This window comes from Chengkuizengella sp. SCS-71B (genome assembly GCF_040100845.1).
Classification (GTDB): Bacteria; Bacillota; Bacilli; order Paenibacillales; family KCTC-33759; genus Chengkuizengella.
In genome coordinates, this window is sequence record NZ_JAZHSH010000001.1 from 3,731,036 (window position 1) to 3,747,583 (window position 16,548).

A 16,548-nucleotide genomic window follows, 5' to 3' on the forward strand; every position below is an offset into this window, starting at 1 on the left:
GATTTGAATGTTTTTAGTTTACAAATTCAAAATCTCTTTAATTTCATCTTCTGATAGTCCAGAAAGCATCGTTTCACCAGGTTGAATGACCTTCTCGATCAGTTCCTTTTTCTTTTGTTGGAGTTCAACTATCTTCTCTTCAATCGTCCCTTGAGTGATCAAACGATTCACTTGAACAACATTTTTCTGACCAATTCTATAAGCACGATCAACAGCTTGTTCATCTACAGCAGGATTCCACCATAAATCATATAAAATCACAGTGTCAGCACCCGTAAGATTCAACCCTGTTCCCCCTGCTTTTAATGACACAAGAAAAATTTCTTTTTCTCCTTTGTTGAATTTTTCTGTCATATTAAGTCTTTCCAGCTTATCTGTTTTACCGTCTAAATAAAAATAGTCAATTTGTTGTTGATCTAATTCCTCACGAATGATTTTTAACATACCTGTAAATTGTGAGAAGATTAGAATCCGATGTCCTCCATCCATTGCTTCATTCACAATTTCTAATAACTGTTCTAACTTCCCAGATGAACCCTCGTAATTATCTATAAACAAACTAGGATGACAACAGAGTTGTCTAAGTCTAGTAATACCTGCTAATATCTTCATTCTGTTCTGTTGCAATTCACCTTTAAGTAGAGCTTCTCTCGTTTCATGTTGTATTTTATCTAAATATCCAAGATATAACTTTTTCTGTTCTGTAGTTAACTCGGATACTTGAAGCGTTTCGATTTTATCAGGTAATTCCTTTAATACGTCCTTTTTCATGCGTCTTAAAATAAATGGCTTTACGATTCTAGAAATTTTCTCATGTGACATTTGTGTAAATGCTTGTTTCCCATGAAATAGACCAGGCAAAACCACTTGAAAGATAGACCACAATTCATCCAAAGAATTTTCAATTGGGGTTCCACTGAGAGCAAATCTTCTCGCAGCTCTTAACTTCCTCACGGCTTGGGAGGTTTGTGTTTGAATATTTTTAATATTTTGCGCTTCATCTAAGATCAGAATTCTAAAATTTTGCGCTTGATACATCTCAATATCTCTTCTAATCAATGGATAGGAGGTAATAAGTACATCTACGTTTGATAAATCCTCCATGATGTCCGATCGAGTCTGTTTGTCTCCAGCAACCACCACCACATTTATAGTAGGGGCGAATTTTTGAAATTCATTTTTCCAGTTATATATTAAAGAAGCAGGTGAAACAATTAGGGTCGGTTCTGTAGTCGCTTCGATGTTCTCCTTATCAGATAAAATATAAGAGATGCTTTGAATCGTTTTTCCTAACCCCATATCATCAGCCAATATTCCACCAAAGTGATAATGTTCTAACATTTTCAGCCATTCAAAACCAAATACTTGATAGTCTCGCAATGTACTTTTTAAGCTTTCTGGTGGTTCAAACTCTAAGTTGTCAGGGTGTTTAATATGGTCTAGTAGTTGACGGAAATTTCTCCCGATTTTCACTGTGGATTTGTTTTGATTGACAATTTCTTCTACTTGTAATCCGCGCATTGTATTTGTTTGAATGGTTAAACCGTCAATATCAGATTGTTGTATCTCTAGTTCATCAAAGAGTTGTCTTATTCCTTTAAAATCTTCATGTTGTAAAGAAACAAAACTACCATCCGTCAAACGAACATATTTTTTCTTCTCAATTACAGATTGTAAAATTTGATAAACTTCTTCACTATCAATTCCGTCCATTTCAAATTTGACTTCAAATAAATTTGTGGAAGGATTTATATCCATATTTGTCTTCGGCACAAAGTTTTCATCAGGTAACATTTCTTTTGCAGATGAGGAAATGTAGATGTCAGCCATTTTTTCTAGTTTAGGTAAATCTTCATATAAAAACTGGAACATGTCGTATTCATCATCAATATACAATCTTTCACCATTCCATTTAAATGGTGTACTTTCAATGAGTGACATTACTTCATTTTCTTTTTCAACATTTCTCATTAAAATAAGATCCTGTTCTTTATTGGAAATGACCCTTTGCAAAGGGTCAATCACAATATCTCCATAATGATATTCTAAAGAAGAAGATAACGAATCACCTTCTTTATCCACCTTCAACTTCACTTGTAAAGGTGGGTTAATTAGTTGATCTGAAATATGATCTGCAATTTCTACCTTTCCAATTTTATTTAAGTTAGGTACCACATTAGAAATCACACCTTCAATTTGTTCTCTATTAATTAATAATTGGGATTGTGAACGGAATTCTTTTTTCAAATCTAATAACATTTGAAATTGAGTTTCATACACCCGATAAAAAGTTCCCTCCTGAAAAATATATCCATAGGATTCAAGAAAAACCACAGAGTCAAATCCTTTTAATTTCAATAAAAAATCAGAGGGATTAAATTTATCGAGTTGAAAATAAAATGGAGGCACTTCATCAACAATTTGAATGTGAACATATTTATCCCATCCACTTTCGACATTTGTGTTCCTATTTATTAGTTTATTTAATAATTCATCTGATCGATGAGGAGGAATTCTAAGAAATCGATCACGATTGGATGCATTAATCACATAAGAGTAGGCAGAAGATGTATCACTGTAAAATGCTTCATTGTCTATGACTTCTTCAAGTAATTTGAAAATTTCTAAATCCTCTTGCTCTACTTGAAACTCACTTGGATCATAAGTAAATTTTTTAGTAAAAATATAAGGTTTATCATTAAATAAAGCAGTGAGAAACTCTCTCATATTACGCACAATATACGTGTGGTTGATTCCAACTTTTAATTCCAAGGTCAATAATGATCCAGAATCTATGGAATCCATGATGTTACAAGTGTATTCCACCCTCATGATCTCTCTTCTATCCTTGTATTCTTGTTTATTATTGATATGATATTTTTCAAATAATTGAATCATTCGATCCGTTGCAACCTGATCTCTTTTTGGAATAGCAGGGGGGTATTTGTTCTGATTTTCATTTTGTTTTTGCTCATAATATTTTAATAACTGTCCGCTGGTTTCCAGTTCATTTATTTTTAATAAGGTAGCAATGATATGTTTACAATAATTATAATACCCATTATGTGCAGGGCAATCGCACTGAACATGTAAATCTTTAGAATGATCATCCATTTGAATACGTACATTATATTTTCGATTTCCTTCTACAAGAGCTTCACATAAAGTTTCTCTACTTATAAAATTCAATCTCGTCACATAACCATTTTTCCAGTAGGAATAACCGCGATTATATACGGTCATATCATCAGCAAGATTCTGAATTTCTTCAACTGTTAAACCAAATAAAATCCCATTCATTTAAATATCATCCTATTAAATTAATTTTTAGTCATGTAATATATGTTTCGTTCTTTTTACTCATTCTCCTATTCTTTCCATTCTAAAGGTACAAAAACCTTCATGCAAGAAAATTTATAAATACTCAGAAACAATATCTTCATTACTTTGTGAGGGCTTTTTTCCAAAAATGAGATAAAAAGTTATTCTTTTCTTTCAGATTTAAAAAGGCTCCTTAAAACTGGAACCTTTTCATTCTTTGATATATTTAGTTTACTTGGATGCTTAAACATTAAGTATTGTCTTTGAAAAACATTTCATAAGCTAAATCGGTTTGAACTTTTGCCTCATGCTCTGTTAACTTACGTACTAAATCCATTTCCACTTTAGTTAATTCTTCACCTTGGAAGGTAATTTCTGCGATAGAAGCAGTAATTTTCACAATAGCTACAGCTTCGTTATTCGGTGTATAAGCTATTGCTTTTTGACCCGTCGGATATACTCGAAAACCTTTTTTAACCATTGCAGTTTTCCCATATTCTAATAAATCATGCAGCTCTTGTTCAGATTTAAATTTACACACTGAATTAAATTCTGATTGAAACCCCATATATCCTCACCCCTCGAAGATTATTCTGCATCAAATCCATATTGTAGGTTCTGCTTTTCATTATATCTAAGAATAGCCAAATCAATCAAACGATCCAGTAACTCTTTATATGGAAGTCCTGTATGTTTCCATAATAACGGGAACATGCTAAATGGTGTAAATCCTGGCATCGTATTAATTTCATTAATGAATACTTTGTTATCCGTTTTATCTATAAAAAAATCTACACGAGACAAACCTGTACCTTCAATAGATTGAAAAGCTTTAATCGCTAATTTTTGTATATACTCCGCAGTATCTGAATCCACTTCTGCAGGTATAGTCATGACAGATTCTCCATCTACATACTTGGCTTTATAGTCATAAAAGTCATTTGAAGACATAATTTCACCTAATACAGAAACCTCAGGTTCTTCATTGCCGATCACACCCACTTCAATTTCACGTGCTTCAATGAATTCTTCAATAATGACCTTATGGTCGTATTTAAAGGCCTCTTGAATTGCTTCAATTAATTGTTCCCGGTCATTTGCTTTGGAAATACCTACACTAGAACCTAAGTTAGCTGGTTTTACAAAACAAGGATACCCTATCGCAACCTCTAAATCCATTAAGTAATAGGACTGATCCTTTTTCCATTGATGTTTCGTAAAATAACGATAAATACATTGTGGCAATCCTTCATGAGCAAAAATCTTTTTCATCACTGTTTTATCCATCCCCATTGCGGAGGATAAAACTCCAGCACCTACATATGGTGTATTTGCCATTTCAAACAACCCTTGAATCGTACCATCTTCTCCGTTAGTACCGTGCAATAATGGAAAAATAACATCCACTGCATTTGTACTTTTTGAATTTTCATCAGAATGGAATTCAAATATACCATTCAGTTGCTGTGGAGTTAAAAGTGAAGGCATTGATGACACCACTGCTTTATCAGATGATGATTTTGCATCCTTTTCATCAGTTTCTAATAATAATTGCTTTTTACTATCAACTGGAGCATTTAAATAGGGACCCTTCCTCCAACTTCCCTTTTCTGTGATATATATAGGTAAAACATCATATTTTGAAAAGTCAAATGACTGAAGTACTGCAAACGCCGTTTCTAAGGAAACTGCATGTTCACCAGACTTCCCGCCATATATTAAACCAACTCTAATTTTCTCCCCCATTTAGTCGTCCTCCAAGTAAATAATATTTTCGTTATCATTTTCAAAAGTTTATAATGAATTGTGAATATGGCAAAAGCTATATTTAGTTTTTTCAGACCAGGCGTATGAATCTTTATAGTCCCAATATCTGTGTTTGCTATTTACTGTTCTTGCATTTACGAGTGGCATCCCATTCTCATCTTTATCTGTCACAATAGCACTATGTTGAAATTTTGAATCTCCATCCCAATCATAAAATATAACGTCGCCAATTTGTAATTGTTTTGGATTTTCCACTGTTTCAGCCCGGAGTCCATTTAGATTAGTTAATAGATAATTTTTCAAGCATTGAGATACAGTCCAGCTAAAACTCCAACCATCTTGACCAGAATTATACCACCATCCTAGTGCTCTATTCCTAGTATAATTCATTGAAGCACCACCTGCATAGATACATTGTGAAACAAAATTAGTACAATCATCATTAAAAGAGCGAAAATCAGGATTCGGATTTTCCCACCATACATCAGCATATTCTTTCACTTTTGATCGTTCGTAACGAAAACTTTTCTTTGAAGATCTATTAAATATTTGTTCATTAAAAAATGGCAAAGCGTTATTTTGATATTGAAATGAGCTGATTTGACTTTTTATTTCAGGATTAGTTGAAGTTACCGGTGGATTTTTACAATACTTGCGTTCAGGAATTGGAATATCAATTTGCTCTATCAACCACTTTCCTTTCTGTTTCCTTAAGATAATGTGTTGTTGTTCTATCCTTTCCTCTAGAATTTTTTTGTAGTAACCATCATATAAAAAAAATCTTTTAAGTAGAATGTCCACTTCTGTACGATCATATCTACTTTGTAATTTGACTATTTTCATTCTTGTTTCATTTTTTTTTAAGTTTAACTTTCTATCCTGAATCCTGTATAATCTTTTCTGTTGCATATCCTTGTATTGTTCGTCCAATAATAGAGGAAGTAACGGATCAATAGAACAATGACTTTCAAATTGGTTAACCATTCTTACATACTCATTTAATGTTGCCCGCCAATGTGAGCTCATAAGTGTCCCTCCATCACATTGTTTTTTTTGAACTGTTGATCATAATAACTTCGACATCCAGCGCTGTATATACTATATGTTTTTATAGCTTATCACATGAAAAAAATCTTTACGTCTTGCTATTAAAACGATATACTTAAGTTAAAGATTTTTTTGAAATTAGGTTTCATTAGATGAAACAATGAACATTAAAGGAGGAAATTTGATGACTAACAAAGATCAATTTAACGTTCGCACACAGCTAACGGTAGGAGATAAGTCATATACTTATTATTCTTTACCTGAGTTAGATAAAGCGAACGGAGGAAATATTTCAAAGCTTCCATTTTCCATTAAAGTATTATTAGAAGCAGCGGTCCGTAAATTTGACGGTCGTGCGATCACAGAAGGACATGTAAACCAAATTGCTAGCTGGGCTGAAAATAAAGGACAAAACAAACAGGAAATTCCATTTGTACCTGCAAGAATCGTTCTGCAAGACTTCACAGGTGTACCTGTAGTTGTTGATTTAGCAGCGATGCGTGATACAGTTGCCAAAGCAGGCGGAGACCCGGATAAAATCAACCCACTTGCTCCAGTAGATTTAGTTATCGACCATTCTGTAATGATCGATGCTTTTGGTTCTGAGAATGCATTAGAATACAATATGAATGTAGAATTTGAACGTAACGAAGAAAGATACCGTTTCTTGCGTTGGGCACAAACTGCATTTGATAATTTCCGTGCTGTACCTCCTGCTACTGGGATTGTACATCAAGTTAACCTTGAGTACTTAGCATCCGTTGCAGCTACAAAAGAAGTAGACGGGGTAACAGAAGTATTCCCTGACTCCCTAGTAGGTACAGATTCACATACTACAATGATCAACGGTTTAGGTGTTGTTGGTTACGGTGTAGGTGGAATCGAAGCTGAAGCAGGAATGCTTGGTCAGCCATTATATTCAGTTACTCCTGATGTAATCGGATTCAAGTTAACTGGAAGTTTAGCTGAAGGCGCTACGGCAACTGACCTCGCACTAACCATTACAGAAACACTTCGTAAAAAAGGTGTTGTTGGTAAATTCGTTGAGTTCTATGGTTCTGGATTAAGCAACATTAGCTTAGCTGATCGTGCTACAGTAGCAAACATGGCTCCAGAATATGGTGCAACAGTTGGTTTCTTCCCAGTAGATAATGAAACATTGAACTACTTAAGAGGAACTGGACGTAGTGAGGAACAGATTGCCCTTGTTGAACAGTATTATAAAACTCAAGGATTATTCCGTATGGATGATACTCCAGATCCAGTATTTACAGATACAATTGAATTAGATATATCTACTGTAGTTCCAAGTCTTTCTGGACCTAAACGTCCACAGGATCGTGTAGAACTAACAGAAATGAAACAAAAGTTTAACGAAGTTGTTCGTAAGCCAGTTGATCAAGGCGGTTTAGGGATTTCTGAAGACAAAATCAAAGAATCTGTAGAAGTAAAACATCCAAATGGAGAAACTACTACTTTAACTACTGGTTCTGTTGTGATTGCTGCGATTACAAGCTGTACAAATACTTCAAATCCAAGTGTTATGCTTGGTGCTGGTTTATTAGCTAAAAAAGCAGTTGAAAAAGGTTTAAAAGTACCTGCATATGTAAAAACAAGTTTAGCTCCTGGGTCTCTAGTTGTTACTGAGTATCTTAAAAAAGCAAACTTACTTGACTCCTTAGAGAATCTTGGATTCTACGTAGCAGGATACGGTTGTACTACTTGTATCGGAAACAGTGGTCCACTTCCTGATGAAGTTTCAAAAGCAATCGCTGACAATGACTTAACGGTATGTTCTGTATTAAGTGGTAACCGTAACTTTGAAGGGCGTGTTCATGCTCAAGTTAAAGCAAACTATCTTGCATCACCTCCATTGGTTGTTGCGTATGCCCTAGCAGGTACAACTGATATTGACTTAACTACAGAACCAATCGGACATGATGAAAATAATAATGCAGTATACCTAAAAGATATTTGGCCTTCTAATCAAGAAGTAATGGATACTGTTAATCAGGCGATGAGCCCTGAATTATTCCGTGATAAATATCAGGATGTATTCCGCGCCAACGAACGTTGGAATGATATTCCTGTTCCAGAAGGTAAATTATATGAGTGGGATGAAAAATCTACTTACATTCAAAATCCACCATTCTTTGAAGGTTTAACTCCTGAGGTTGGTGATATTACAGATATTAACGATGCAAAAACATTAGCACTTATGGGTGATTCAGTGACAACAGACCATATCTCCCCTGCTGGAAATATCGCTGTAGGCAGCCCAGCTGAAAAATATTTAACAGATAATGGTGTTGAACGTAAAGATTTCAATTCTTATGGTTCTAGACGTGGAAATCATGAAGTTATGATGCGTGGTACATTTGCAAACATTCGTATCCGTAACCAACTTGCGCCTGGTACAGAGGGTGGAGTAACGACTTACTTGCCAACGAATGAAGTGATGCCAATTTATGACGCAGCAATGAAATATAAAGACGCAGGCACTCCACTTGTTGTATATGCAGGTAAAGAATATGGAACTGGAAGTTCTCGTGACTGGGCAGCAAAAGGTAGCAATTTGTTAGGGGTTCATGCAGTTGTTGCTGAAAGCTTTGAAAGAATCCATCGCAGCAACCTAGTTGGTATGGGTGTTTTACCACTACAATTTGAAGCAGGTCAAAGCTGGAAGTCTCTTGGAATTACTGGAAAAGAAACATTTAACTTTGTCGGTCTAAACAATGATGTTAAACCTGGTCAAATCATTAAGGTTGAAGCGACTCGTGAAGATGGTACAAAGTTTGAATTCAATACGATTAGTCGTTTAGACAGTATGGTGGATGTAGATTATTACCGTAACGGTGGAATCTTGCAAACTGTGCTTCGCCAATTAATGAATTAAAATATAATATCAAGTGACTAGTGACTTAACAAAAAAGTTCAATTAGTTTTAAAAAACGCCCTAGAAGATAAGTTCATCATCTAGGGCGTTCGTTTATATAAATATAAAGATCTACTATTTATTTTTGAGTTTTAATTAAAGCCTGATCTAAATCATCGATTAAATCATCAATAAACTCTGTACCTATGGACAAACGAATCATTCCAGATGTTACTCCTGCAGCCAATAAATCATCACCTTTTAGCTGAGCATGTGTCGTGCTTGCTGGGTGGATGATTAATGATTTACTATCTCCTATATTGGCTAGATGTGAGAATATCTCAACAGAATTAATTAGTTTTTTTCCTGCTTCAAGTCCGCCTTTCACTTCAAAATTCATCACAGCTCCCTGTCCGTCAGGCAAATACTTCTTAACTAGATGATTTGAAGGATGGCTTTCCAAGCCTACATAACTAACGTTTTCAACAAATTCGTGATTCTCTAAAAATTCAGCAATCTTCATCGCGTTTTCACTATGTCTTTCCATACGTAAGTGCAAAGTTTCTAGTCCTTGCATTAGTAAAAAGGAATTGAAAGGTGAAATTGATGCTCCCATATCTCTCATTAATTGAGCACGTGCTTTAACGATATACGCAATAGAACCTACAGCTTCTGTATATCTAACCCCATTGTAACTTGGATCTGGTTCAGTTAATCCAGGGAATTTTCCACTAGCTTCCCAATCAAAGGTACCTCCATCAACAATGATCCCCCCCATTGAAGTACCATGTCCACCAATAAATTTAGTAGCTGAATGTACAACGATATCTGCACCGTGTTCAATTGGACGTAATAAATAAGGGCTAGGAATCGTATTATCAACTATAAATGGAAGGTTATGTTCATGAGCAATTTTTGCAACTGCTTCTATGTCTAATAAATCACCTCTAGGATTTCCTAAAGCTTCTGCATATAAAGCTTTTGTTTTATCCGTAATTGCTCTACGGAAGTTTTCTGGATCATTTGGATCAACTAACTTAACGTCAATACCGAGCCTAGGTAAAGCTGTTGAAAACAAATTATAAGTGCCACCATACAAACTTGAACCAGATACGATTTCATCCCCTGCACCTGCAATGTTAAAAATTGAATAAGTGACTGCAGATAAACCAGAAGAAGTTGCTAAAGCTGCTTGACCGCCTTCTAATGCAGCTACTCTTTTCTCAAAAGCATCTGAGGTTGGGTTTGTTAATCGGGTATAAATATTCCCGGATTCCTCTAATGAAAAAAGTTTTGCAGCATGTTCTGTGTCTCTAAACCCATATGCAGCTGTTTGATAAATTGGAAGTGCGGATGACATCGTTGTTGGATCAATCTCTTGACCTGCATGTACTGATAACGTTTCTAAACCTAACTTTCGTTTTTCTGACATAAATTGTCCCTCCATGATTTCCAAAAATATGTACTAATTAAACACAATAAATACATTTATATCCAATATATATAAAATAATTTATCAAAATATATATTAAACTATATTTTACATATATTCAATAGGAAGGAGTAACTAAAAAATAAAAAATGTAAGCGTTTTTTTATTTTCATAGATTTAGGAAATAACTGACTAATCCGTGGAGTGAAAGTGTATTTGTTAAAGCTGGGGCAATTGCTGAAGAACCTCCATTAATAATTCTAGAAGGTTATTTTGACAAGAGTATTGATAAATGTAACCAATTAGAGCAACCTTAACTTTAAAGATGTATTATTACAATAATAGTTGAAAATATTTATCGAATCATTTTCCCCATCCGTTTTGCTGTTTCGATCATGATTCCAGCATGTTCTTTCATGTTTTCTAATGTTAAACGATTTACTGGACCTGAAACGGATAATGCAGCCACCAATTGATGGGAACGATTAAAGATTGGTGCAGAAACAGCCGCAACACCAGGTTCCCTTTCTTCAATACTTGTGGCATATCCAACCTTTTGAATGTCCGCTATCTGATCCTTATAAGCAGAAATGTCTATTAGTTCTCTCCATTCTTGGATCATGTTTTCTTGAGTGTCTATGTCAGCAAATGCAATTAAAATTTTACTAGATGCACCAACATACAATGGTAATCTAGCACCGATTGGAGCAACTCTTCTAATAGAATGTTTACTTTGCACTGCTTGTATACGAATTCTTTCGTTACCATCACGAATATATAAACTAATGGTCTCGCCTAAAATATCTCTTAGGCGCTCCATCTCAGGTAAAAGAAGCGTCCCTGGATCATCAGATTGTGATAAGTTTGCAGATAACTCCCATATTCGAAAACCTAACCTATACTTCTCTGTGACAGAATCACGAATTACAAACCCTTTTCCTTCTAAGGATGCTAATAAACGAAAGACCGTGCTTTTATGTAATCCTGTTTTTTCTGCTATTTCCGTCAAACCCAAATCTATTTCATCTGTAAAACATAACAAAATATCTAATGCTCGATCAACTGCACGAACTGTTCCACTTTTTGATTGTTCCACAATCTACACCACCCTTGATGTTTCACATGATGAAACTCTGTTACAATAATTATACCTTATTTAGTACAAAAATAAAACTTATTATGGAAAATTTCAGACAATTAATTCCTAATATAACTGGGTGGTGGGATTATGAATTTGTTTTTACGATGATTTTTTAATCGTAAAATTGTCTTCAAGCAGTACCCAATTTTGTGGGAATGGATAACCTAATACCCAGTAACTAATTCCTTTTAAATTATAATCCTTTACGGTATCGAATTTTGCTTGAGCACTACGGGCATCTTCAAACCATACCTCGTGCATTCTACCTTGTTCATCTGTGTAACGATAATATGGCGACTGAGTTACAGCATCATATTTAATATCTGTTCCATACTTTACAGCTCTTAATATAGCTTCCTGGCTACTAAATGTTTCTGCCACTTGACCTTGTACATGAGGAAGCAACCAATCTCTTGCATAGATTTGAAACCCAAAGAATATTTTTTCTCTAGGTATAACTGTGACTGCGTAATCGAGAACACGTTTAATTTGATTTATTGGTGAGATAGCTTGTGGCGGTCCAAGTCTGTAACCCCATTCATATGTCATTAATATGACATAGTCTGCAATTCTACCATGTGCTTCATAATCATAGGCATCATTTCTAGAACTTACTTTTGGGATTAAAGCACTTGTAACAAAATAACCTTCTGGATGTAAGCGATCTACAACAAGTTGAAGAAATTGATTATAAGGCTCGCGGTCCTCTGGGAGGACATTTTCTAAATTTACATTTAAACCTTGATACCCTTTCTCTTTCATAATCGTTAAAATGTTAGATATCAATTCCTCTTGAATTTCTTGATTATTTAAAACAACATGTGCAAGATCTGAACCTGGATCTGTTGCAGTAAAATTAATAATCGACATCACCGGTACAACATTTTCTTCAATACTCGTATTTATGGCTTGAGTATCATCAATCGACTGAATGCTTCCATCTTCTTTCATCGCGTAGGCAGAAGGAGTTAAAGAAGTTAAATATTTACCAACTTCTTTTACAATTGGGATTGCCTCATCCCCTAGTTTATAAATATATGCATTCACATCAATAACAGGTTTTTCTTTTCGGGGGATGATTAACATCATACCTGGATAGATAACATATGGAGGTTTAATATCATTTACTCTTATCAATGTTTGTAAAGAAACCCCATAATTCTGTGCAATTTTGTACAATGTATCGCCTGCAATAACGTAATGTCTTGGTGCTGGAATATATAACCTCCCCCCAGGAAAAATGTTTGCAGGATCAGTGATTTGATTTGCCTGAACTATCGCTTGAACCGATGTCCCATATTGATAAGCAATTTTCCATAATGTTTCCCCGGGCTTAACGATGTGAACAAAATCTTCTGTTGGAATCACTATGGATTGACCTACTACTAATTTATTTGGATCTGGTAATTTATTTATTTCTACTATTTTCCCCATCGGAACTCGATAAGTTTGTGCAATTTGCCAAAGTGTATCGCCTGGGTTTATCGTATGAATTAACATAAAATACCCTCCTTTTTTTATATAAGTATTCAAATAAAAATTAAGAAATGACGCTATTATCTACATTCAATCGCCAATTTTGCGGATCATATTAAAATATTCAATTTGATGGAAGTGTTAAAGACATAGTTTCCTATTGTTAAGCATATGATTTCACATACAACCTTTTCATTAAAGAAGTTGTTCATTATGATTTATCAGTATTGAACAAGCTCTTTTCTATTTTATAGGGGGAAAATTTATGCTTAAAGTGTATGGAAGCTTAATGCCTCTTCGAATCTTAGAGGAAATTCGTTTTTGGAAAATGCAAGAAAAAGAACATACCGTTGTTATACGTGAACTTGCTCCTGATTTAGAGGAACAGTATGTCAAATTACTTCAGGAATGGGAAATCCTTTTTGCTAAGATGGAAAATACAGCGCAGCAGTGGATTGAATCCATTATTCGATCTCAAAATCAAAACCATGAAGTAGAGCAAATGCAGCAATTTATAGATAGCAGCATTACACAATCACAGCAATTCATTAAGCAGTTATATCAAATGATGGAACAAAGTGAAGTGATTAAAAACAATCAAACACTCAATACGGTCATGTTACACATTATTCGCGAATCTGACTATTTCTTAGGAGTACTTAATGGTTATTTACTAACTCCAAATGCCCCTCAAGGAAATAACATAAATGAATCACGAATCTCAACTAACTCTTTAGAAGAAGAAGGTGTGATGGAAGAACAACCAGTTCCTATTGGAAAACATACCGTTCCTCCTCTACCTTATTCTTATGATGCATTAGAACCCTATATAGATGAAGAAACAATGAAAATCCATCATGATAAACATCATTTAGCTTATGTAAATGGATTAAACAATGCTGAAATTCAATTAGAAAAAGCTAGAAAATCAGATGATTTCTCTTTAATTAAACATTGGGAAAGAGAATTAGCTTTTAACGGGGCAGGTCATTATTTGCATACTATTTTTTGGAATATCATGTCCCCTGATGGTGGTGGTGATGCTACCGGGGCTATTAGTGGACAAATCATGAAAGATTTTGGCAGCTTTGATGAATTCAAAAAACAATTTACTGCAGCAGCTAATAATGTAGAAGGTGGTGGGTGGGCCATTTTAGTTTGGAGCCCAAGAAGCCATCGATTAGAAATTTTACAAGCGGAAAAACACCAAAATCTATCACAATGGGATGTTATCCCATTGCTTGTATTAGATGTTTGGGAACATGCTTATTACCTAAAATACATGAACAATCGTCCTGATTATGTTGAGGCATGGTGGAATGTCGTGAATTGGGAACATGTGAATGAACGATTTTCTCATGCTAGAAGATTAAAATGGATGACATACTAAAAATTTATCCAAAAATATTTTGCTACTACTATGACAAAGCCTTACGAACACTTAATATATATTTGGACTGATCCAAGGGGTTAATCCCTCTTCTCTCTCTAGTAGCCAAAACCCCTTCTGGACATTCCTCATAACCTTGAAAATAGGTTGTGATCGTTCCTTTTCCTTTTGTTAATGAAGCTAGTTCAATGGAATACTCCATCGAAGTAGACAGAGGTATAATCCCTTCAACAACCATTCGATCTTCTTGCTGATTCGGTGAATCAAATGTTGCTCTCATTTGAGACAGATCATGAAGAATCTTTCCAGCAAATTGTTCAGGTACAGATATTCTAAAGTTCAACATTGGTTCCAACAGCTTTGTTCCCGTTTGATCCAATCCATTCATAATTCCCATTGGTGTAGCCACAGCAAAGTCCAAAGGATGTGTATGAACCACATGATGCTCTCCTTCTATTAATGTTATTTTTAAATCCACTACATTCCATCCGTATAACCCTTGTTCCAATGCTTCTGGAATCCTCCGAGACACCTCATTCTGATACCGTTCTAACAAATCTTCTTTACGTACAATAGAATGATAAGTCACCCCACTTCCTCTCTCACCTGGTTCAATTTTAAATCGTAATACTGCCCAGCAAGGTTTTGGCATCGTATAACGAATAAGCCCTTCCCCTATTTGTTTTGGGGTCTCCTTGTAAATTACAGACGGCTGTCCAAATTCCACATTTAACTGAAACCGGCTTTTTATGATACTTGCTAGAATTTCAAGTTGAATTTTCCCCATCACTTTAATATGAAGTTCTCTATCCTCTTGATGCCACTGCAAATCTAATAGTGGATCCTCATCAGACAATTCTTGCAATGCTTTAACAACTGCAGGATATTCTTCTTCTTGTTCCCACTCTACCTTCACTGTCAAAAGAGGCACTGCCATGTGAGGGTGAACAGGAACACCTTCATCACTGCCTAATATATCTCCAACTTTCACATGACTCAAACCGCTAAGTGCAGCAATATCTCCGGCATGGAGTTCTCCCAAATCTTCACTTTTATGACCTTGAATTTTTCGAATCTGACTCACTTTTTCTTCAACGCCTTGTGTCACATTATAAATAGAATCTCTATTTTGAATACGACCATGATACAACCTAACATAAGCTAGTCTTCCTAACTTATTATCTCTATCGATTTTAAATACAACCCCAGATAAAGGAGCATCCTGTGATCCTTCAGGATGTGGAAGGTAATCAATCATGGCATCCATAAGTTCCTGGATTCCTATTCCTTTATTTGATGCACCAAATAATATAGGAAAGACCTCAGCGCCCTTTGATAATAAAGATAATTTCTCCTTAAGCTGTTCTGAGATAAGTTGACCTTCTAAATATTGATTTAAAATAAAGTCATCGTGTTCTGAAACGACTTCTATAATTTGATCAATTAAAGGTTGTTCAAGCACTTGTTCTTGTCCATCCCAAAAAGAAACACCTTCAAAAGAATCTTCTATACCTTGAATGTTTTGTATCGGTATAGCTGATTTCGAAAGTTCAGCATGAATATTCTCAATCACACGATAAGGATCAGCCCCTATCCGGTCTAGTTTATTTATATAAATCAAAGTTGGGATGCTAAGCTTACGAAGAGCATGCCAAATCACCTCAGTTTGAGGCTGAACACCTTCAACTGCCGATATGATAAGTATAGCTCCATCCATAACTCGTAAGCTTCTTTCCACCTCTGACAGAAAATCAACATGACCTGGGGTATCCACAATATTAATAAAAGTATCTCTCCATATTAACTCTGTAGTTGCTGCAAGCACCGAGATACCACATTCTTTTTCAACTTCTAACCAATCCGTTTGTGCCGTCCCTGTATCTACACTCCCAAGGGAGCGAATTTGCCCCCCCTTAAATAACATCTGTTCTGTTGTAGTTGTTTTTCCAGCATCTATATGTGCAAAAATTCCTATATTCCTTCTATTGAGTGAATTTAACAAATCTATATCACCTATTTCATGGGTCTTTTTTCATTTTATTTTATAATCTAACTAGTATTGTATCAATACATATGAATTGTTTACAACAGAACTAAAC

10 protein-coding genes are annotated in these 16,548 nt (G+C 35.0%); 2 read left to right on the plus strand and 8 right to left on the minus strand.

Annotated features, from left to right (window positions below; genetic code table 11):
* Positions 1 to 18: 18 nt before the first annotated feature.
* From VQL36_RS18275 to VQL36_RS18290, 4 genes are all read right to left on the minus strand, one after another.
* A complete protein-coding gene (locus VQL36_RS18275; RefSeq protein WP_349250676.1) occupies positions 19 to 3,300 on the minus strand; it encodes a DEAD/DEAH box helicase in 3,282 nt (1,093 codons plus the stop codon).
* 271 nt (positions 3,301 to 3,571) lie between these two features.
* Positions 3,572 to 3,889 carry a hypothetical protein gene (locus VQL36_RS18280; RefSeq protein ID WP_349250677.1) on the minus strand — a complete coding sequence of 106 codons (318 nt, stop codon included), beginning with the start codon at positions 3,887 to 3,889 and terminating at the stop codon, positions 3,572 to 3,574.
* 20 nt (positions 3,890 to 3,909) lie between these two features.
* Complete coding sequence (locus tag VQL36_RS18285) at positions 3,910 to 5,067, minus strand: D-alanine--D-alanine ligase (protein ID WP_349250678.1); 1,158 nt, start codon at positions 5,065 to 5,067, stop codon at positions 3,910 to 3,912.
* 48 nt (positions 5,068 to 5,115) lie between these two features.
* Positions 5,116 to 6,114, minus strand: coding sequence for an amidase domain-containing protein (locus VQL36_RS18290; RefSeq protein WP_349250679.1), 999 nt, complete (start codon positions 6,112 to 6,114; stop codon positions 5,116 to 5,118).
* Positions 6,115 to 6,319: 205 nt separating this feature from the next.
* On the opposite strand from VQL36_RS18290, the gene acnA reads away from it, so the two are divergent.
* Complete coding sequence (gene acnA / locus VQL36_RS18295) at positions 6,320 to 9,031, plus strand: aconitate hydratase AcnA (RefSeq protein WP_349250680.1); 2,712 nt, start codon at positions 6,320 to 6,322, stop codon at positions 9,029 to 9,031.
* A 118-nt stretch (positions 9,032 to 9,149) separates the two neighbouring features.
* Here acnA and VQL36_RS18300 read toward each other — a convergent pair whose 3' ends face one another.
* The 3 genes from VQL36_RS18300 to VQL36_RS18310 all read right to left on the minus strand — a co-directional run bounded on the left by VQL36_RS18300 (position 9,150) and on the right by VQL36_RS18310 (position 13,083).
* On the minus strand, positions 9,150 to 10,442 hold the full coding sequence (locus VQL36_RS18300) for a homocysteine synthase (protein WP_349250681.1): 1,293 nt from the start codon (positions 10,440 to 10,442) through the stop codon (positions 9,150 to 9,152).
* A gap of 355 nt (positions 10,443 to 10,797) precedes the next feature.
* Complete coding sequence (locus VQL36_RS18305) at positions 10,798 to 11,538, minus strand: IclR family transcriptional regulator (RefSeq protein ID WP_349250682.1); 741 nt, start codon at positions 11,536 to 11,538, stop codon at positions 10,798 to 10,800.
* A gap of 144 nt (positions 11,539 to 11,682) precedes the next feature.
* Entirely contained in the window at positions 11,683 to 13,083 is a 1,401-nt protein-coding gene (locus VQL36_RS18310) for a LysM peptidoglycan-binding domain-containing protein (RefSeq protein WP_349250683.1), read from the minus strand.
* Positions 13,084 to 13,324: 241 nt separating this feature from the next.
* Here VQL36_RS18310 and VQL36_RS18315 point away from each other — a divergent pair, with 241 nt between their 5' ends.
* Positions 13,325 to 14,449, plus strand: coding sequence for a Fe-Mn family superoxide dismutase (locus VQL36_RS18315; RefSeq protein WP_349250684.1), 1,125 nt, complete (start codon positions 13,325 to 13,327; stop codon positions 14,447 to 14,449).
* A 28-nt stretch (positions 14,450 to 14,477) separates the two neighbouring features.
* On the opposite strand, the gene VQL36_RS18320 is transcribed toward VQL36_RS18315, so the two are convergent.
* A complete protein-coding gene (locus tag VQL36_RS18320; protein WP_349250685.1) occupies positions 14,478 to 16,451 on the minus strand; it encodes a translation factor GTPase family protein in 1,974 nt (657 codons plus the stop codon).
* Positions 16,452 to 16,548: the final 97 nt, after the last annotated feature.